Raw genomic sequence first — 19200 nt, 5'->3', positions numbered from 1 at the left:
CTTATGATAGTTGCCTTTCATTCGGTCATCGATCAAACTATCTAACTTGCTCGGATCTCCATGGGTGCTCCAGTAGGCCACCTTCCGCAAGGAGCATCCGATTAAGTCCGCGATCTCTTGTTGAGTCCTGCCGTCATTGCGCAGTAGTAGTATTAGAATGCGCTCTCGAATGTCAGGGTGTTCATGGAACTTCAACTGCTTCTGAAGCTCTTGCTTTTCCTCTGACGTTAGATAGTTTCTGACTCCCATGGCTTATTCCAGAATTTTAATGTATTATACGCAGTTTAGATGACTAACAGCTTAGAACAAGCAGAAGATATTTGCTCAGTATTACGGAAGTTGCAATTTAAGTTAAGTATCTTTTTCGTGTTCAAAGTATTATATATCTCTCGCCAGCTGAATCCTTTTGTATAAATTGCCTGTGCTTCATCGGCAGTTACATATACATTCTTTTTTGATTCGATTAATTCCAATAAGAATTTAAATCTTACAGGTGAGAGATCCTGTGCTTCGTCTATAACAAGATACTGATATTTCTTGTGATCATTTCCTTGCGCTAATTCCAGTGCTTTTGCATTGATTAATCCCTTGGTAAAATAGGACTTCTCTCTTAAAAGAGAATGCCATACCTGAGTCAAATCCCAAAGGAAATTACGCTCTCTCAGACCAATAGATATTCTGCGTCCTCGTCGATCTAGAGTCAGATAATCCGCCCTCTCTAAACAACATGACTCTATGACTTCCTGTATTTCTTCAAGAATATAATCGTATCCTAGTCTTTTGACTTTATCGTGACTGATATTCCACTTTAAGGCTCCAACATTCCTGAGAATCTGAGACTTGCAAATGGATATGGCTTCTTTTAAGAGATTCATCTCCATTTCATTACTCGGACAATCTGGGTTTTCCCGATACTGATAAAAATACTCACAAACGAGAGATTCTATAGTCTTTATTTCTATCCCAAGCTTTTCGACAGACTGCCCTAGTAAACGTTCGGTAAGCTGTTTCGCATAGGCACTAAATGAACTACTATGTGTTGCAAGTAAAATTGGACACTTTCCTTGATCAACCAGTCTCTTGATATGATAAATAGCCATGATTGATTTTCCAGTGCCGGGGCCACCACGAACTAAAATAGGCTCATCTATGTCAACATCTAAAAGCCTTTCCTGTTCTGGGTCGAGCCACAGTAAAAGATCAATCACATCTTTATCGCAGTATTGACTAAGATCATCTATGTCATGCAATATGTAGCTAGGTTGTTCGAGAACTTGATCGATTGACCTAGGATATAACCTTTCTATAAGTCTTTGCAGGACAGGAACTGGAACTGGCGCGTCCATTAATTCATCTTCATCTTTAATAGCAGTCAAAACTGCCCAGTGTTCTTCTGAAATGTTGATTTGTTTCAGTATGTTTTCAGAGATTTCTATAGTGTCTTGTGGAGTAGAATCTTGACTGGGCATTGGTTTGCTGACTACTTGTTCGTTAGATGCCAAGATTCCTTCCGCATCCTCAATATCGCGATCTTCTAGCGGAATAAATTTCTCAGGTATACTTAGGTTGTTATATATTTTATTGCGATGACCTATTCCATAAAGCTGAACAATTCTCTTGCTTACACCGTAAACTATACGATAGTTATCTCCGACTTTGACACGATAAATATTGGAGAATCCTTCTAGTTTTTTTGCATCTCCATTTGCTGAAATTGGATCTCTTTCTAAGACTTTTATTTTTTTAGATGCAGTCTTTAAAATCCCCTGTTGAAGGCCGAATAAATCATGCCAGAAGGAACTCTTTACAGCTATTTCGTATGGCATTCTGGTTTGCACCTTAATCAGTAATTGCGAGAATGATTTTGACGACCTTGTCAAAAATAATCGTGGTCACGGAACAAAGGCAGGCTAAGTCCACCAACCTCTCTGGTAGTGAAGTCGAATAAAGTCACTGCGTATCCAACCGATCTGGCCTGAGATTGGGAATCTTACCCTCACCCAGGTATCGCAGGTGGTGCTGAAGGCTTGGCCGATGACCTGGACAGCATCGCCCACCAGACCGTAGGCAATAGCCTCGTACTCGGTTCCTGGCCCAGTTCTAACGTTAACCCGACTTCCAGGGGTAGATCCATCAAGGTAGGCGGGGTCATTGTCTATCGGAAAGGTTCGACCGACAGGGATGTAATCGTCAATCACCTGGCAGGTCATCACAGATTGACTGTAGGCAGGTTGAGCCACAGCTAGGGCGATGGCCGTTGATAGGAGAAGGATTTTCATGGGCCGCAATGGTTGCTTGCAGTCTTAGGATACCCACCGCCCCAAAAAATTAACAGATGAGAAAACGAGCGTTTGAGCTGATTGGATGGCACCCGCTAGGAAATCCCTAGGGCACAATCAGCACGGGGCAGGGGGAGAGGTTGATAACGCGGGTGGTGACGCTTTCGGCCTGGATGTCTTCGATCAGGCCCACGCCGCGACAGCCCATCACAATCAGGTCGGCATTGAGTTCGTCGGCCACGTCGCAGATCACAAAGGCGGGTTGGCCCTCCCGTTCAATCACTTCAGAGTCGATGCCCTGCTGGGCAAACACATCCTTGGCCTGACCCAGCAGCGCCGCGACGGCCTCCGGGGAGGTTTGCTGATCGCCAGTGGCATCGGGGGCCACGGGTTCTACCACCGAGAGCAGCACTAGGCGGCTTTGGTGGAACTTCACCAGTTCGGCCACCTTGGGGCTTGCCTGCTGCGCCTCGGCACTCATGTCGATGGGGAAGAGAACGATCTTAAACATGGCCAATCCCTAGGTCAGATCAACATCAAAAGGGAACTCGGACTCCGGTAGAATAATGGCGTCGATTAGGTAAATATTACGACAGACACCGGAGGTTGGTTAGGCAGTCCTAGCCTGCTAAGTTCTACCTTAGACAAGGTTTAGCCCGCTTTTGCCATCCCGCCGCATAACGTAATAAACAACGCTAACAAAGCTCTTACGCCGTTTTTGGGAGGTTTCTTCTTATGGTCAAAAAATCTGTGGCCAGTCTAACCGCTGCCGATCTCGAAGGGAAGCGGGTGTTGGTACGAGCGGATTTCAACGTCCCTCTGGATGACCAAGGCAACATCACCGACGACACCCGCATTCGGGCTGCGCTGCCCACCATCCAAGACCTGACGGGCAAAGGGGCCAAGGTGATTTTGACCAGCCACTTTGGTCGTCCCAAGGCCCAGGTGGTAGACAGCATGCGCCTCACCCCCGTGGCAAAGCGCCTAGGTGAACTGCTGGGCCAAGATGTGATCAAGTGCGACGACTGCATTGGTGACGACGTAGCCGCCGCCGTGAATGGCATGAGCAACGGCCAAGTGGCCCTGCTAGAAAACGTGCGCTTCTACGCCGGGGAAGAGGCCAACGATCCTGACTTCGCTAAGGCTCTCGCCGCCAACGCCGACCTCTACGTGAACGATGCCTTTGGTACCGCCCACCGTGCCCACGCCTCCACCGAAGGTGTGACCCAGTACCTCAGTCCCTCCGTGGCCGGGTATTTGATCGAGAAGGAACTGCAATACCTGCAAGCGGCTATCGAAAACCCCCAGCGGCCCCTGGCGGCGATTATCGGCGGTTCTAAGGTGTCCAGCAAAATCGGCGTGATCGAAACCCTGCTGGATAAGGTAGACAAGCTACTGATCGGCGGCGGCATGATCTTCACCTTCTACAAAGCCCGTGGCCTCAGTGTCGGCGGCTCCCTGGTGGAAGAAGACAAGCTGGAACTGGCCAAAGCCCTAGAAGCTAAGGCTAAGGAAAAGGGCGTTGACCTACTGCTGCCCACCGATGTCGTGGTGGCTAACAAGTTCGCTGCCGATGCCGACTCTCAAACCGTCAGCGTGGATGCCATCCCCGACGGCTGGATGGGTCTGGACATCGGCCCCGACTCGGTGAAGGTGTTCCAAGACGCCCTGAAGCAGTGCAAGTCTGTGATCTGGAATGGCCCCATGGGCGTGTTCGAGTTCGATAAGTTTGCGGCGGGCACCGAAGCCATCGCCCATACCCTCGCTGAACTCACCCCCCAAGGCGTCACCACCATCATCGGCGGCGGCGACTCTGTGGCGGCGGTGGAAAAAGTGGGCGTGGCCGAGCAAATGAGCCACATTTCCACCGGAGGCGGTGCCAGCCTGGAACTGCTGGAAGGCAAGGAACTCCCCGGCATTGCGGCCCTAGACGAAGCCTAGGGATCAACCCCAGAAGCCCGGTTTCCATGGAAAACTGGGCTTCTGAATGCCCAAAGCCCTCTTTTTCGGAATGGGCTACTGAATCAGTGCTTCAGCAACCGATTCCAAGACGTGGGTAACGGGGTGGTCGGGGTAGTTGAGGGCAAAGATGCCGCCGCTGGCCAGGATCATCAAGTCATCGGAGTGGGGAATGATGCCCGCTACCGTGGCCTGATAGGTGGCCTCCACCTTGGCCTTGAGTTCATCAAAGTCGAACACGTCGGGGGCTTTATTCACCGCAATCAGCAGCTTTTCCACCTGGAGTTTGCGGGCCACATCCACGGTGACGGCGGTGCCCTGGTAGTCTTGCTGGTCGGGCCGCAGCAACAACAGCAGCACGTTAGAAATGGTGATGGACAGCAAGGTCTCTTCGTTGAGCCCAGGGTGGGTATCAATGATCAAATAATCGAGCTTAAAGTCTCGAATCACCTTACGATAGCCGTCGTTGAGTCGGTTGACATCGTAGCCCTCTCGTAGGACGCGGGCGATGTCGCTAGTTTTAATGCTGGAGGGCAGCAGAAACAGCCCCCCTCCTTGGCCGCTGGTCAGCAGATGGGAAATATCGTAAACGGCGTCTTTGACATCGATCTTGCCCCAGAGATAATCGTTCAAGGAGGACTGAATGCTGTCTTGGCTAAACCCAAACAGGACATGCACCCCAGGGGACTGAATATCCGTATCCACCACCGCAACTCGATAGCCCTTTTGGGCTAGAATCACGGCCAAGTTGGATACCGTATTCGATTTACCCGTGCCGCCTCGATAGGAGTGAACCGAAATAATTTGCGCCATAGAAATAGCGTTCCCCTTGCCTTGTTAACGACGACCTAACCTTGAGAGGATATTTGAAAAGCCCTAGGGGCTGTAGCAAACGCTTTTCAAACGCCTTCTACGGGCCTCAATATCCTAGGAACCTCTGTATTTCCCGGCTTTTCAGTGTACAGTAGGTTCCCTCAGGACGTTCCTCTCAAACTAATCTAGGCTGAACTGACCTTCTTCAGAATAACGCTGATTGTTGCGACCGCTGGAACCCTAGCCTAGGTCAGCGGGGAAACCTAGGAGCCAAGGGTTGGGATCGCCACCGATGACTGGCCTGGGAGGTGTCAAGGGCGTTGCCGATCCGGGGTGTGATGGGACTCGATATTGTATTACTCACCATTTACTTCATCTGTATTGGCTACCTGGTTTACCAAATGGTACTGGCCGTCGAGGCTGACCTAGAGGATCGGGTGGCCTTTATCCCCGATCCCGATTCCCTAGGCCGTGCCTTGGCGGATCAGCTTACGCGCCAGGGGCTTTCGGCAGATTTGGGCCAAGTGGAGACAGCGTTGCCGCCCCCCCTTAAACCCCAGATGGGGATGACCCTCACCCCGCCCGCCCGACGCCCAGAGGCCCGATTGCCTTCAGAGGCCGATGGCCTGATTGCCGTACAGGTGCTTCCCCAGGGGCCGCAGCCCCTCAAACCGTTGCTAGGGCTAACGGTGCAGGTGTTGAACCAAACCCAAGCCTTTCAGGTCGCGGTGGATTGGGATCGCAGTTCCTTTACCCAAATGAACAACCAGGCCCGCCGCGTGATTCGCCACACCCCCGGCACCCGGATGGATTTGGGCCTGCCCCAGGTGGTCAGCGTGGTGAACCCCAATCAACTGCTGAGCGCCGTGGCCACCAGCGAAGACTGCTTTAGCCTCAATCCCGACACCCAACTGCTCCAAGTGGCCATGCCCCTAGTTGACCCCAACCGTTTACTCAGTGTGCCTCCTCCAGTTCGGGTCTATGCACTCGATCTGGCCCTCACCATTACCCCGGTGATTGGGCGGGGGGCACGGCCTTTGGTGCTACTGCTGCCCTTTCGGTTCCAGGTCGAACGGTTAGTGGCCCAGTCTCCCGTTCCCTACCGCCAGTGGTGGCCTAAGTAACTGAGCGCCGTCCCGCTGCAACGGCTATTCCCGTTCTCACGCCTTTTACGTTTCCTGATATTCTGAACTATTGGCTAGGCCCAGGGGGCGCTAGTGGGCGAATTCTAAGGAATGGCGGTGCTGGATTTAAGGCAAATACGGGAAAATTCCGATCAGGTACAGACGGCCTTGGCCAAGCGCGGTACCTACGATCTGGCTCCACTGTTGGCGTTGGATCGGCAGCAGCGCCAGATTGAAACGGTGCGGTCTCAGCTTCAGGCCCGCAGCAACGACATTGGCAAACAGGTGGGGCTGGCGATCAAGGCGGGGGCAGCCCCCAATGGCCCGGAGGTGGCGGCACTGAAGGAGTCGGGCAACCGGGTGAAGGCGGAACTGCAAACCTTGGAACCCCAGGAGCGGGAACTGAAGGCCCAGATTGAAGCCTTTTTGCTGACCCTGCCCAACGTACCCAGCGACACCACCCCCGTAGGTGCTGACGAAACCGAGAATGTGGAGGTGCGCCGTTGGGGTGAGGACTATCAGCCCCAGCACACCATTCAGCCCCACTGGGAGATTGGCGAAACCCTCGGTATTTTGGACTTTAAACGCGCCGCCGAAAAAATTGCCCAGAGCCGTTTTGTGACGTTAATCGGGGCTGGTGCGGCCCTAGAGCGAGCCTTGATTTCCTTCATGCTGGATCGCCATACCCAGGCAGGCTATCAGGAAATTATGCCGCCCTACCTAGTCAATTCAGCCGCGCTGACGGCATCGGGGCAACTGCCGAAATTTGCCGAGGAAAGCTTCCAATGCCGTGAGGATGATCTGTGGCTTACCCCCACTGCCGAGGTGCCCCTCACCAACCTGCACCGCGACGACATTCTCACCGACGATCAACTGCCCATCCATTACTGTGCCTATACCCCCTGCTTTCGCCGCGAGGCAGGTAGCTACGGCAAGGATACCCGTGGGCTGATTCGTCTGCACCAATTCAACAAGGTGGAGATGTACAAATTCGTCCACCCCGACACCTCCTTCGACGAACTAGAAGCCCTGGTAGCCGATGCCGAAGACATTCTGCAAAAGTTGAAATTGCCCTACCGCGTGCTGGCCCTCTGCACCGGGGATCTCGGCTTCTCAAGCGGCAAAACCTACGACCTAGAGGTGTGGATGCCCTCCGCCAACCGCTACCGGGAAATTTCAAGCTGCTCCAACTGTCTAGATTTTCAGGCACGGCGGGCCAACATTCGGTTTAAGTCCGCAGGGCAAAAGGGCACCCAGTATCTCCATACCCTCAATGGGTCTGGTTTGGCTATTGGCCGCACCATGGCCGCGATTTTGGAAAACTACCAGGAGGCTAACGGATCCGTGCGGGTGCCGGAGGTGCTACAGCCCTACCTGGGCCGCGAGTATCTCTAAGACCCACCGTTTGCAATATCAAACCCGAATCCCATCGTCCCGGTTCCCAACGGGCAGATTAGTTCATCCACCCAAATAACGGTATAAGGCATTGGGGTTTGGGCATATGACCGTGCGCCCGTACAGTGCTGCCCACCGGGGCTAGATGTAGCGTCATGCAGGGTTCCATACGGGCGGTAGCACACTATATCGCCCCGGTGGACGATCTTCGCTATCATAGTTGACTGGTCAATCATCCCTGCGCGAAAGGCTACTCCCATGGTTCAAGAAGTCCCCCGTACTCGGCAGCAAGGGCCGTTTCCCGACGCCGCTCCTGCCGCGTTTCCGGTGTTTTACCGCACCTATAGCCGTCGAGGCGAGGTAGTGCCGGGACAACGGGAAACCTGGGATCAAGTCTGTGATCGCACCCTGGAGGGGCTGAAGGAACTGGGCAACCTCACCGATGAAGAGATGGCCCTCCTGAGCCGAATGCAGCGCCAGGTAAAAGCCCTGCCCTCCGGTCGTTGGCTATGGGTGGGCGGCACTGCCTGGAGCAAACAGCCTGAGAATTTTTCGGGAGCCTACAACTGCACCAGCACCAACGTCGTAGACTGGCGCGCCTTTGGCCTCATGATGGACTTGGCCATGATGGGCTGCGGCACCGGGGCAATTCTGGAACCCAAATACATCAACCAAATTCCCGCCATCCGTAACCGCCTCAACGTCACCATGGGCGGCGACATTGGCACCACCCCCGCCGCCGACCGTCGCGAAATCACCGAAATTTCCATCGACGGCAACCAGGTCAACATCCGAGTAGGCGACAGCCGCCAGGGCTGGGTGCAGTCCTACCAAACCCTGCTGGAACTCTCCACCGATGAGCGCTTCACCGATACCGTCGAAGTCACCATCGACCTCAGCGACGTGCGCCCCGCCGGGGAAAAACTCAAGGGCTTCGGCGGCGTCGCCAACCCCATCCGCCTATCGCTGCTCTACGACCGCTGCGCCAATATCCTCAACAAAGCCCTCGGTCGCCAACTCAATTCCGTCGAGTGCTGTCTGCTCATCGACGAAGCTGCGGCCTGTGTGGTGGCTGGGAACATCAGACGCAGTGCCGGAATGCGCCAATTCGACAGCAACGACGAACTAGCGGCGGGTGCCAAGGACAATCTCTGGCAGCAAGACGCCGAGGGCAACTGGCGCATCGACCCCGAACGGGACGTGTTGCGGATGGCCAACCACACCCGCGTCTTCCACGAAAAGCCCAGCCTTCAGGACTGTGTAGACTCGGTGCGGAAACAGTTTTATTCTGGCGAGGGCGCAATTCAGTGGGCTGGGGAGGCCAAACGTCGGGCAGGGGCGGATGACCGCTACGGCCTGAACCCCTGTGTGACGGTAGATACCTGGGTGCCTACGGGTGATGGCCCCCGTCAGGTCAAGGATCTGATCGGTCAGCAGCACAGTACCTACGTCAACGGGGAACTGTTCAGCACCACCGCTGAGGGTTTCTTTTATTCCGGCACCAAGCCTGTCCTCAAACTCAGCACTACCGAGGGGCACAGCCTGCGTTTGACCGGGAACCACAAAGTTCTGAAAGTGACGGCGCAAACCCAAAAGGCTCAATACACCGAATGGGTGGAGGCCGAAACTCTACAACCCGGAGATCGTATCCTGCTGCACAACCACCGGGGGCTACAACCCTGGGATGGAAAGGGCACCCAGGAAGCGGGCTGGTTAATCGGGAACCTGGTAGGCGATGGCAGCTTAACCAAAACCCAGTGGAACGATTCGGCTCTGCTGCGCTTCTGGGGCGAATCCCAGGAGGAAATGAGTGAACACGCCATTGCCCTCTTGCAAACTGCCGTAGGTTACGAACGTCGCACCGCAGCGGCCCATTACCATCGCCAGCTCAAGCATCGGGTGGTGAACTCAGCCGGATTGGCCAGTCTCGCGGCAGAATTTGGCATCACTCCTGGCCATAAGGTGATCACCGCCGCCATTGAACAGGGCAGCTACGAATTCTATCAGGGCTTTTTGCAAGGGTTGTTTGATGCCGATGGCAGCGTCCAGGGCAGTCAGGCTAAGGGGATTAGCGTGCGGCTGGCCCAAAGCAACCTAGCGAACTTGCAAGCGGTACAGCGGATGCTAGGTCGTTTGGGGATTGTGGCGACGATTTACCAAGAGCGGCGCTCAGAGGGCTATCGTGAACTGCCCGATGCCAATCGGGAACCTGCCCCCTATTTCTGCCAAACCCAGCATGAATTGGTGATCGCCAACGATAACCTTCAGGTTTTTGCCGAGCTAATCGGTTTCCAAGAACCTGCTAAGGCCGCAAAGTTGGCTGAGGTTTTGGGGCAATACAAGCGCCGCCCCAACCGAGAACGGTTTACGGCTACGGTGTCCAGCGTTGTGCCCGATGGTGTAGAAGCGGTCTACGACTGTACGGTTCCTGGCCCCGCCCGGTTCGATGCTAACGGCCTAGTGGCTCACAATTGTGGAGAAATTTTAGGATCCAATTTCCACTGTGTAGCGGGTTCTACCCTGATGATCACCCGTGACGGACTCCACCCGATTCAGTCCCTCGTGGGGCAGACGGTGGAGGTGTGGAACGGTCGTCGCTGGAGCCCGGTAGTACCTGTGCAAACGGGGCAAAATCGCCAGATGTATCGCGTTACCTTTGGCGATGGTACTTGGCTGGATGTGACGGGCAAGCACCGCTTCTTTGTGGGAGATCGCTTTAGCAGCACCTACACCGAACTGACCACCGAGGAACTGAGTGATCGCCTCGACAGCCATCCCTATGCCCTACACACGGAGCCGTTCCAGATTGACTACCGCGACGGCGAATTTGTCGATCCCACCTGGGCCTACACCCTGGGACAACTGGTGGGGGATGGTTCCCTGTGCCAGTCTAACGGTAAGCCCCAGCTTCAGTTGCGCCTCTATGGAGCCAAGAGCTACCAAAGCCTAGCCCTGGCTGGACGCACCTCTGGCAAGCTGCGCTACTACGCCGAAAATCCCGAAACCCCTTGCTTGCTCTACACGGGCTTCCAGGACAACTTTGACCCTGAACAGGTACGCGCCCTCAAGGCTGAAGCCCAAGCTCTAGATGTGCTGGCGGGCTGGAATCGCGAGGGCATTCTGCACTTCGTCGCTGGGTTGATTGATGCCGATGGCTCGGAAACTTCCTCCGGTGGCGTGCGGCTCTACGTTTCCGACTATGATCGGGCCTATCGCCTGTACCTGCTGCTGCTGAAGTGTGGCATCCGTTCCTCCATTAACCTCGCGGCCAAGGCTGGCAGCAAAACCAACCTGGGAGTACGGCAAAAGGATCTGTGGTATCTGCAAATTACTGATTGTGCTGCCATTCCCTGCCAGCGGGTGGATACCTCCAAAGGCCATGCCCCCAAGGCCAAGGGTAAGTGGCAGGTGATTCGTTCCGTGGAGCCCCTGCCCGGACAGCACGATAGCTTCTGCTTCAACGAGTCAGAATTCCACAAGGGCGTGTTTGGTGGCACCCTCACGGGGCAGTGCAATTTGTCCGAAGTCCATCTCAACCAGCTTGATCCTGGCAATCTTCAGGATCAAGAGGATGCCTTTACCTCGGCGGCGCTGTCGGTGGCGGTGCTGTTGAATCACCAATTCAACGAGCCGCGTTACCAAAAGTCGCGTTTGGAAGACCCCATCGTGGGCGTGTCCTTCACCGGGCTGTTCGACTTCTTTGTACAGGCTTTCGGCGTAGACTGGCTGCGCTGGTGGGAGGCAGGACGGCCCGACACCATGCAGGGGCTAGAGTTCAAGCAAAAGGAGCAGGACTACCTGACCCGCTGGAAGGACATCGTCCATTGGGTGGTGTGGGACTACTGCGACCGCCACGGGCTGAAGCGGCCCAACCGTTGTACCACCGTGCAGCCTGCGGGGACGAAATCGCTGCTGACGGGGGCCTCCCCTGGCTGGCACCCGCCCAAGGCCCAGCGCTTTTTGCGGCGGATCACCTTCCGCAAGAATGACCCTGTAGCCATGGCCTGCATTGACTACGGCTATTCCGTGGTGCCCTCCCAGTCCGACAAGGATGAGAACGGCAACCTGCTGAACGATCCCTTCGACCCGCGCTGTACCGAGTGGCTGGTGGAAATTCCGGTAGAAGTGCCCTGGGCCAACCTGCCCGGTGCGGACGAAATCGCCATCGAAAAATTCACGGCGGCGGCCCAGTTCGACTTCTACATGCAGGTGCAGAAGCACTACACCACCCACAACACCTCGGCCACCATCGAGTTCCGAGAGCCGGAACTGGAAGCCCTGGGCGAGCGGATCTACCAGGCTATCCAAAACGACGAGGGCTACATTTCGGCGGCGCTGCTGGCTCGGTTCGACGACCTGCAAACCTTCCCCCGTTTGCCCTTCGAGCCGATTGACAAGGCCACCTACGAGGCCGAAAGTCAGAAGGTCGAAGCCCGTCGTGGCACGGCAGACTTTCACTCGGCCTTGGCGATGTACGATGCCGGAGATCTGATCGAAGCTGGCCCCGCTGGTTGCGACTCCGACAAGTGCATGATGCCGGAGCAAAAGCCGGAGTAATTCACGGGGGATATCGCGGATTTCAAGCCGATGCGACACAAACAAGGGGCTTATACCAACTCCGAGCCAGAAGATCCCGATTCCCAGGCCGACAAACCGTAGGAGCGAGGTCTCCTCGCCCGCTGATACCGTGGGTAAGGTAAGCCGGATTTAGTATTAAGCCCCTTGTTTGTAGGCGGAGAGATAAATCTCATCCATCAGAGAACCGCTATGGATGGAGTAGGCCATGGAAGATCGCTAGGGCCTATTTCGGGTGTCTTCAGCGGCGGTCTGTCACCGATAGGGAAGAGGCTAGTTAGCCCCCTGGGTGGGGTTAGAAAAGAGGGCTAGGGTTTGGCGACAGCATTGCTTCAGTCGCTCGCCACAGGTGGGATCGGGGGCAGCTTGCCCCGCAAAGGCCCAATTGTCGATGGTGGAGAGAGTCCATTGTTTGCCGCGATGGTCAAATCCAGCCACCTCTAGGCCGATTACGCGCCGTTCGTCGGTGTCGGGGTCGGGATGGAGGCGAATTTGCACCAACAGGCTACGGCAGCGAAAGAGACGGCTCACCCCCGGAAAGTGAAATCCCAGATCAATAGAATCGGGATCGACCAAGTCGCGAGTTTCGCGATCATTGGCCCAGGGTTTGAGATCGACCCGCAGGTCTGGAAATTCGCCCTTAAATAACCCGACCACGGTGGCGATTTTGCTGGCGAATTCGATGCTGTTGGCCTGTTCTGATGCGTTCACGCTGCCTGCGACAAAAGTGGGTTGGCTTTCAGAATAGGATAGCGCTTGGTTTACAACAGTTAACTGGTTAACCAAATGGCTTAACCCAGGGGGCTTCCCCTGTCCTGCCAACCGAGGCTGAGGCTTAGGATTCGGGCATCAGGTCAGCCTTGCAGGTATTCAGCATGCGCAGGTCGTTCTCCGTGAGGTGATCGAGGGCATGGAAGCCGTCGAGATTAAGGGGGACGGTCGTATGGCCCATCTGCTCCGTGGCAATGGCGCTTTGGGGCACTAGGGCAATGGCGTAAGGGTAGATCTCTTGGCTATAGCTGTCGGTGATGGTCATCGCGAGGGCGTTGTTCTCCACCCGTCCCTGGAAGCAGTCGAAGGAGGAACCCGGAAAATAGAGGGCTCCATAGATATCCTGGCCGTTGCTTTCCAGCACAATGTAGCCATGGCCAAGCTGGTCGGGCTGGGAGGCCTGCCCAAAGAGATATTGCCCCGGAGCCGGGAACGGACGAGGAGCTTGCTGGGCCAAGGCGGGTGCGGCCACCGATGGGGATTGGGCCTGGGATACCCATTGGTCGTAGTGGGCCTGGGCCTCTAGGCTAAGCCCTAGGGCAAGGGCAGAGGCGGCCATCGTGCCAGCCAAAACGCGGGGGCTGGTCTTCAGCCAATGGAGCGGAGACAACAATGATCTGGTTAGGGTGATGGGTGCGATCATTTGATGTCCCTCCTTAAATGGTTAAGCCTGATTGTTGAGTTTTATAAAGTAGGCTGATATTCGGCCCGTTTTGGCCTAGGCGGTGCTAACTTTAGCCTCCAGATTGAAGCTTCCCAGCTCAAGAATCCTCAAAGAATCCTAAGTTTAAAGCCCCTAAATTCAATGTAGTAGACCCGCTTGATCCCCATGGGAGAATCCGTCCTGACCGTAACAACTCTTTGAATAAGGGCTCTGAGCAAGGACGTTGAACCCGCTATTGCCTACATTTACGAGCTGAATACTCAGCGCCTCTGGGGTTATTCCCTGGGCATGGTTTTGTTATAGGGGCAGTGGCTAGGCTCCTAAAGGGCTAGGGTGCCACCTCCTAAATTGTCAGGGAAGTTCCACCGCAGTCCATCTTCCCCTAGGGAGGTTTGGCGTCATACCTGGGAGAGAAACCTCGCCCAGGCCCCAGCCCTAGGTGAGATTCGTGGGAACGGTAGAAATGCTGACCTTGAACCATTTCGCCCCACCCGCTCAGGCTAGGCTATGTATGGCGTTATGGGCTCACAATAGCCTATTCTTCAGTCAGGATGAGTGGCGCAGTCCAGGGAAGGGAGACGCGATGGAAATTGCCTCCGATAGGTTAGAACAGGGTCGGGTGCCGCTGAAGCTCTTACTGTTTATCGACAAGCGCCCTAGTTTGGCTAAGCAGGTGCAGCAAATCCGGCAATACCTGAAAACCCTGGAGGATCGGTTTCAGCTCCACCTCGATGTGGTGGATATTGGCGAACAGCCCTACCTCGCCGAGCACTATAAGCTGGTGGCTAGCCCGTCCTTGGTGAAGGTCTCGCCTTTGCCGCAGCAACTCCTAGCGGGCAGTGATATTGTCAGCCAGCTAGAGCATTGGTGGCCTCGCTGGCAGCAAGAACACCAGCCCATAGGGTATGAGGTGGAGCCTTCCCTGGAGAATCATGCCCTCGATCTGGAGTTGGCGGACATTAACGGCCAACTAACCCACTCTGCGGAGCTGATTAAACTGTCCGACGAAATCTTTCGCCTCAACCAAATTAAAGAAGAGCTAGAGGCCCAATTGCGCTTCAAGGATCGGATTATTGCCATGATGGCCCACGATCTGCGCAACCCCCTCACCGCCGCCTCCATTGCCATTGAAACCCTAGAACTGGGCTATGCCCCCAACCAGCGGCGCAAGCTCAGCCTCAGTCCTGAGTTGACAGGCCAACTGCTGAAACACGCCAAAACCCAAGTGCGGGCCATCAACCGGATGATCACCGACATTCTCAAAACCGCCAGGGGAGCCTCCATGGATCTGCAAATCCATCCCCAGGAGATCAACCTAGTGGCCCTTTGTGACGATGTGCTGGAAGAGGCGCAGGATCGGCTTCAGGCGAAGTCCCTCCACCTCACCACCGAATTGCCCAAGGATCTGCCCCCCGTCTATGCCGACAGCAGCCAGGTGAAACGGGTGATCAGTAATCTGCTCGACAACGCGATTAAATACACTCCAGAACGCGGCAATGTCTCCCTAACCGCCCTGCATCGCACCACCCAAAAGGTACAGGTGGGGGTAATCGATACGGGGCCAGGGATTCCCGTGGAAAACCGCGACACCATCTTTGAGGAAAGCTTTCGGCTCCAGCGCGACGCCACCCAGGAGGGCTACGGGCTAGGGCTGGCCCTGTGTCAGCGCATCGTTCGCGCCCACTATGGCCAAATTTGGGTAGATTCTGTCCCCGGCGAGGGAAGCGCCTTCTACTTCACCCTGCCTGTCTATCGAGCCTAGGGGAACACCGAATCCTCAGTAGAGCACAAACCCATCACCAACCCCATTGTAGAACAGCCATCTTGGCTGTCCCCTGGCAGGCAGGATGCCTACCCTACCGTCGTCTTTTCGATCTAATGATTCTGGGTGACGAGAAAGGGCTAAGCCCCATCCAGGACAGTGCCAATTAGGCAAGCTCCAGTCATGCTGGCCCCCTCTAGGCGGGTTTGGCTGAGATCGGCACAGAGCAAATTCGCTCCGGTCAAAGCGGCTCCAGACAGGTTCGCTTGGCGCAGGTCGGCCTCCTCCAGGTTGGCATTGGCCAGTCTGGCCCCTTGCAGGTCGGCCCCTGATAAATCCGCCCCCTTCAGGTTGACCTCGCTGAGGTTGGCCCCGCGCAGATCGGCCCCGCGCAGATCCACCCCTTGCAGGTTTATCCCGGTGAGGGTGCAGCCATTCAGGAAAGCCCCGGCCAAGCTGCCGCCGCCAAAACGCGCCCCCATCAGGTTCGCCCCCCGGAGATTGGCTCCCCGCAAGTCGGCCCCCGATAGATCACACTGCATCAGGTTCGCCCCCCACAGGCTGGCCCGTAGATCGGCCCCGACCAGACTGGCCCCCATCAGGTTCGCCCCCTCCAGGTGAGCCTTGGCCAGGTTGGCACGGCTAAGGTTGGCCCCGACTAAATTCGCCCCCGGCAACTGAACCCCGGCTAGATCCGCCCCAGCCAGATCCTCATCCGCCAAGTCCGCCCCTGGCAGATGGCGCAGCTTTCCGGCCTTGAGGGCCGCTAGGTCAAGAGAGTCGGTAGGCACAGGGGACATCACTCAGCAGGAGGGGGCAGAAAGAACAGTGAGGCAGAAGGCAGATTGACAACATTAAACCAGCCGGATGACCGGGATGCACCCACCCCAGTAACGGTGCCAAGGCTAGGACAGCACAGGCGCAGTAAAGACCGTCGCCGCGTCTGCGACTTCGGGGTTCAGCAAGCCAGCCCCCAGGGTAATTCTAGTGGGAATGGAGGGCAGACTCATGCCCTGCTGCAACCCCATCACCATCAGACCTAGCATTTCCACCAGTTTAGGATCCCAGCGCTGCCCTGCCTCCTGCTGGAAACGGGCCAACACCTCGGAGAGAGAAACTAGGGTCGCGTCGGGATCAGGATCGACTTCGGCGGTGGATTGGCGGTGTCGAGTCAGGGCTACCTGGCGCTGAAACTCCGCCACCAGGGCCAGCAGACGGGACTCTAGGGGAATGCTATCTCCGGCCAGCCCAGCGGGATAGCCCTGGCCATCCCAGCGCTCGTTTTGGTGGGTAATGATGGCGGCGACAGCCCGCATCCGGGGCATCAGTCGCAGGGCTTGGACTTCGGCCACCAGAGGACAACTGGGGGCTTCGCTGACCAGGGTGGAGGTATCCGCCATGGGGGCAATGCGGTGCAGCATCCCGGCCAGACGGAGGCGTTGAATTTGCCAAGCCGGAAGATCCAGCAATTGGCCCATCATATCGATCAGGGCCACCACTTCGCTGGCCGCTAGGGGGTTGATCGGGTCGATCAGATCCACCAGTTGGGCCATGCGCAGAAACGCCTGAAGCTCGTTGGAGACCAAATTTTGATCCAGGTCATCCGCCAGCCTAAACGCCAAGCTTCCCTTGAGGTCATCGCGGCTGGTTTGCAGATATTGCACCACCTGGGTGACGGTGCGGCCCACAGTGGCGGCGTCGGGGCAAGCCTGGGTGGGGGTGCGCTGGCGAAGGGTGGTCAGTTGCTCGGTGATCTGAGCCTGGAGGACAGGATTGTATTGACCGATGTGATCAAGGGCCAATTCCACCGTTTGACAGACCAGGGCCGCATCGAAGGTCCAAAAGCCGTAGAATTTGCGCTCTAGGTCGTTGCTGGGAGTTCCAGCCTTGCCATAGTCGGCCTCGGAAAGCTCTTGGCACAGCACCATGGCGCTGTAGGTGGGCGACAGGATCATCAGATGCCATTCCTGGGCCACCGGGTCACTATCGGCCAAGTCTACTAGGGCCACATTGGGGCGCTGGCTGGTAGGGTGTTCGTGGAACCCTGCCTCCGGGGAGGCCATAATCACAATCTGCTCAGACCGATCGGCAAGGTCGGCATAGCGTTCGGCTTCTTCGAGATACCACTTTCCCCGCTGAAACGCTGTGATCACGAGGGGGGCGGCATTGCCAGAATCAGCGGTCAAAATGAAGTCTTCGAGGGCGTGGCATAGGGCTACCAGGGTATTTTTGTAGTACACCCCATAATTGAGGGGAGTGGTCTCAGGCTCGGTGCGGCCCTTTACCAACCGTTGCAGTATTGACCCCTCCAGCATTGCAATCCTCGATATAGCCTATCAGTCTATGTAATCTGGATGATAACGCAGCTTGCGGGGCCACACCATAATCTTGTGTGTCCGTCGATGCGTTCCGACCCCAGCAGCCCTGATCGTGATCCTTGGTCTGGCCTTCGTCCTCCTGAATAGCCCAACCATCAGGTGCGCCCCCTTCCCATGAAATCGTTACTAAAACCGTAACTTCCGTCGCCGGGAGGCTCCCACTCAGTACAGTGGGGATGACCGCAAAGAAATGAGACCGCCCTTGATGCTGTGGATGTGAGGTGACCCCATGACAAAACATACGCTAATCCGTGGGATTAAACCAGGACTGGGGCTACTGGCCCTAGGGCTTGGCCTCGGCGCGATGGACTTTGGCCAACTCGCCCGCGCCCAAATGGAGGCAGAATGGCACAACTGCCTCACCCGTGAGGTGTTTAGCCCAGCCAAACGAGCCTGGTGTCATCGCTGGGAAACCGTCCAAAATGGGACTTACCTGGTACCCACCACCGGGGTACAAGACGCTATGTATACCGAGATTACCCTGACAAACGGCCAGTATGGGGCCGAAGAGGGTTGGGGCGTGGCCCTGGCCAACGAACCGGGCTGGATGGCCTTTGGGGATCTCAATGGCGACGACAAGGATGATGCAGCGGTGATTCTGGGCGTGATCTCCGAGGACGGTACATCCCTCTCCACCTATGTGGTCGCCCTGATGGATATTGATGGATCGGCTCAAGCGCTCAACCCAGTGCCGCTGGGGGAACGGATTATGATGAACGGTCCCATGGCCATTGGTGACCAACGCCTTTTCCTGTCCCAGCTCACCCAAACCGAGGTGATTAACCGCACCTTTGTGGCCGATGGCGGCATTCTCAGCGAACTAGCCCAACTGCCTACTCCAGAGCGGGTTCCTGGCGGCGTTCCTGACGGCACCCTTGTTTTCACCAACACCTCCACCTATGCCGTGCGGGTGTTCACCCAAGAGAGCCAGCCCTACATCAATGTGTTTAATCGCAGAACGGGTCGCCTAGCGGTAGATGGCGGACGGGCGGTGGCCATTTCCTCTGTAGGCGGCATCCAATACCGATACAGCGGCACCGGGGAAGTCTCCTCGGTGCAGATTAGCATCGCCCCCAATGGTGCTCAAACCTTTGAGGTGAACAATGTGGAGCAAACCGATCTGGCCACAGTTACAGGCACGGTAACCTATCGCCCCCGCATCGCCCTGCCCCCCAATGCCATCCTAGAGGTGCAATTGGTGGACGTTAGCCGCGCCGATGCCCCCGCCATCACCCTGGCCAGCCAAAGTATCGTCACCGGCGGACGGCAAGTGCCCATCCCCTTTGAACTGATCTACAACCCCGACCAAATCGATCCCCGCATGACCTACGCCGTGCAGGCCCGCATCACCATCGATGGCGAACTACAATTCATCAACACCCGCCGTTTCCCGGTCATTAGCCAAGGTAACCCCAACCAAGTAGAAGTCGTCGTAGATCCCGTCCGCCGCTAAGCCTGGGCACCCCAAGTTCCATCCCAT

At 56.1% G+C, this 19200-nt stretch carries 15 protein-coding genes; 6 read left to right on the top strand and 9 right to left on the bottom strand.

Annotation, left to right across the window (positions count from 1 at the left end; all coding sequences use genetic code 11):
• The 4 genes from H6G62_RS14200 to H6G62_RS14185 all read right to left on the bottom strand — a co-directional run.
• The coding region (locus tag H6G62_RS14200) for a helix-turn-helix domain-containing protein (RefSeq protein ID WP_190496222.1) at nucleotides 1-249 on the bottom strand (249 nt) is incomplete at its 3' end.
• A 35-nt stretch (nucleotides 250-284) separates the two neighbouring features.
• Entirely contained in the window at nucleotides 285-1826 is a 1542-nt protein-coding gene (locus H6G62_RS14195; RefSeq protein WP_190496220.1) for a UvrD-helicase domain-containing protein, read from the bottom strand.
• A gap of 84 nt (nucleotides 1827-1910) precedes the next feature.
• Nucleotides 1911-2279, bottom strand: a complete 369-nt coding sequence (locus tag H6G62_RS14190) for an SH3 domain-containing protein (protein ID WP_199324981.1) — start codon at nucleotides 2277-2279, stop codon at nucleotides 1911-1913.
• A 106-nt stretch (nucleotides 2280-2385) separates the two neighbouring features.
• Nucleotides 2386-2790 carry a universal stress protein gene (locus H6G62_RS14185; RefSeq protein ID WP_190496218.1) on the bottom strand — a complete coding sequence of 135 codons (405 nt, stop codon included), beginning with the start codon at nucleotides 2788-2790 and terminating at the stop codon, nucleotides 2386-2388.
• Between the two features lie 224 nt (nucleotides 2791-3014).
• Between H6G62_RS14185 and H6G62_RS14180 the strand changes: the two genes are divergently transcribed.
• Entirely contained in the window at nucleotides 3015-4220 is a 1206-nt protein-coding gene (locus tag H6G62_RS14180; RefSeq protein ID WP_190496215.1) for a phosphoglycerate kinase, read from the top strand.
• Nucleotides 4221-4295: 75 nt separating this feature from the next.
• Here H6G62_RS14180 and H6G62_RS14175 read toward each other — a convergent pair whose 3' ends face one another.
• Nucleotides 4296-5051: a MinD/ParA family protein gene (locus H6G62_RS14175; RefSeq protein WP_190496213.1), complete on the bottom strand. Its 756-nt coding sequence runs from the start codon at nucleotides 5049-5051 to the stop codon at nucleotides 4296-4298.
• 338 nt (nucleotides 5052-5389) lie between these two features.
• On the opposite strand from H6G62_RS14175, the gene H6G62_RS14170 reads away from it, so the two are divergent.
• The 3 genes from H6G62_RS14170 (at nucleotide 5390) to nrdJ (ending at nucleotide 12127) form a co-directional block, all read left to right on the top strand.
• Nucleotides 5390-6175 carry a hypothetical protein gene (locus H6G62_RS14170; protein ID WP_190496211.1) on the top strand — a complete coding sequence of 262 codons (786 nt, stop codon included), beginning with the start codon at nucleotides 5390-5392 and terminating at the stop codon, nucleotides 6173-6175.
• 117 nt (nucleotides 6176-6292) lie between these two features.
• Nucleotides 6293-7570 (top strand): serine--tRNA ligase, encoded by a 1278-nt coding sequence (serS, locus tag H6G62_RS14165; protein WP_190496233.1) that lies wholly within the window; start codon nucleotides 6293-6295, stop codon nucleotides 7568-7570.
• A gap of 258 nt (nucleotides 7571-7828) precedes the next feature.
• Complete coding sequence (gene nrdJ, locus H6G62_RS14160) at nucleotides 7829-12127, top strand: ribonucleoside-triphosphate reductase, adenosylcobalamin-dependent (protein ID WP_190496209.1); 4299 nt, start codon at nucleotides 7829-7831, stop codon at nucleotides 12125-12127.
• Between the two features lie 291 nt (nucleotides 12128-12418).
• On the opposite strand, the gene H6G62_RS14155 is transcribed toward nrdJ, so the two are convergent.
• Together H6G62_RS14155 and H6G62_RS14150 are read right to left on the bottom strand one after the other, a co-directional pair.
• On the bottom strand, nucleotides 12419-12856 hold the full coding sequence (locus tag H6G62_RS14155; RefSeq protein ID WP_190496207.1) for a hypothetical protein: 438 nt from the start codon (nucleotides 12854-12856) through the stop codon (nucleotides 12419-12421).
• 124 nt (nucleotides 12857-12980) lie between these two features.
• The gene (locus H6G62_RS14150) at nucleotides 12981-13559 is read right to left on the bottom strand and encodes a hypothetical protein (RefSeq protein ID WP_190496205.1); all 579 of its coding nucleotides are present in this window, start codon (nucleotides 13557-13559) and stop codon (nucleotides 12981-12983) included.
• A gap of 532 nt (nucleotides 13560-14091) precedes the next feature.
• Here H6G62_RS14150 and H6G62_RS14145 point away from each other — a divergent pair.
• Nucleotides 14092-15342, top strand: coding sequence for a histidine kinase (locus H6G62_RS14145; protein WP_347239357.1), 1251 nt, complete (start codon nucleotides 14092-14094; stop codon nucleotides 15340-15342).
• 140 nt (nucleotides 15343-15482) lie between these two features.
• Here H6G62_RS14145 and H6G62_RS14140 read toward each other — a convergent pair whose 3' ends face one another.
• A complete protein-coding gene (locus H6G62_RS14140) occupies nucleotides 15483-16133 on the bottom strand; it encodes a pentapeptide repeat-containing protein (protein ID WP_347239356.1) in 651 nt (216 codons plus the stop codon).
• A 114-nt stretch (nucleotides 16134-16247) separates the two neighbouring features.
• Nucleotides 16248-17657 (bottom strand): DICT sensory domain-containing protein, encoded by a 1410-nt coding sequence (locus tag H6G62_RS14135; protein ID WP_190496200.1) that lies wholly within the window; start codon nucleotides 17655-17657, stop codon nucleotides 16248-16250.
• Nucleotides 17658-17949: 292 nt separating this feature from the next.
• Here H6G62_RS14135 and H6G62_RS14130 point away from each other — a divergent pair, with 292 nt between their 5' ends.
• Nucleotides 17950-19173, top strand: a complete 1224-nt coding sequence (locus tag H6G62_RS14130; RefSeq protein WP_190496198.1) for a YbaY family lipoprotein — start codon at nucleotides 17950-17952, stop codon at nucleotides 19171-19173.
• Nucleotides 19174-19200: the final 27 nt, after the last annotated feature.

The organism is Phormidium sp. FACHB-1136, assembly GCF_014697375.1.
Lineage (GTDB): Bacteria > Cyanobacteriota > Cyanobacteriia > Phormidesmidales > Phormidesmidaceae > Nodosilinea.
The sequence above is the reverse complement of the archived record's forward strand: the minus strand, read 5'-3'. Positions and strand labels throughout refer to the sequence as shown.

Excerpts from the sequence above, each read along its gene's own strand:
- H6G62_RS14195 (WP_190496220.1), bottom strand. The coding sequence starts at position 1,826 with ATGCCATACGAAATAGCTGTAAAGAGTTCCTTCTGGCATGATTTATTC.
- H6G62_RS14190 (WP_199324981.1), bottom strand. The coding sequence starts at position 2,279 with ATGAAAATCCTTCTCCTATCAACGGCCATCGCCCTAGCTGTGGCTCAA.
- H6G62_RS14185 (WP_190496218.1), bottom strand. The coding sequence starts at position 2,790 with ATGTTTAAGATCGTTCTCTTCCCCATCGACATGAGTGCCGAGGCGCAG.
- H6G62_RS14180 (WP_190496215.1), top strand. The coding sequence starts at position 3,015 with ATGGTCAAAAAATCTGTGGCCAGTCTAACCGCTGCCGATCTCGAAGGG.
- H6G62_RS14175 (WP_190496213.1), bottom strand. The coding sequence starts at position 5,051 with ATGGCGCAAATTATTTCGGTTCACTCCTATCGAGGCGGCACGGGTAAA.
- H6G62_RS14170 (WP_190496211.1), top strand. The coding sequence starts at position 5,390 with ATGGGACTCGATATTGTATTACTCACCATTTACTTCATCTGTATTGGC.
- nrdJ (WP_190496209.1), top strand. The coding sequence starts at position 7,829 with ATGGTTCAAGAAGTCCCCCGTACTCGGCAGCAAGGGCCGTTTCCCGAC.
- H6G62_RS14150 (WP_190496205.1), bottom strand. The coding sequence starts at position 13,559 with ATGATCGCACCCATCACCCTAACCAGATCATTGTTGTCTCCGCTCCAT.
- H6G62_RS14145 (WP_347239357.1), top strand. The coding sequence starts at position 14,092 with ATGGCGTTATGGGCTCACAATAGCCTATTCTTCAGTCAGGATGAGTGG.
- H6G62_RS14135 (WP_190496200.1), bottom strand. The coding sequence starts at position 17,657 with ATGCTGGAGGGGTCAATACTGCAACGGTTGGTAAAGGGCCGCACCGAG.
- H6G62_RS14130 (WP_190496198.1), top strand. The coding sequence starts at position 17,950 with ATGACAAAACATACGCTAATCCGTGGGATTAAACCAGGACTGGGGCTA.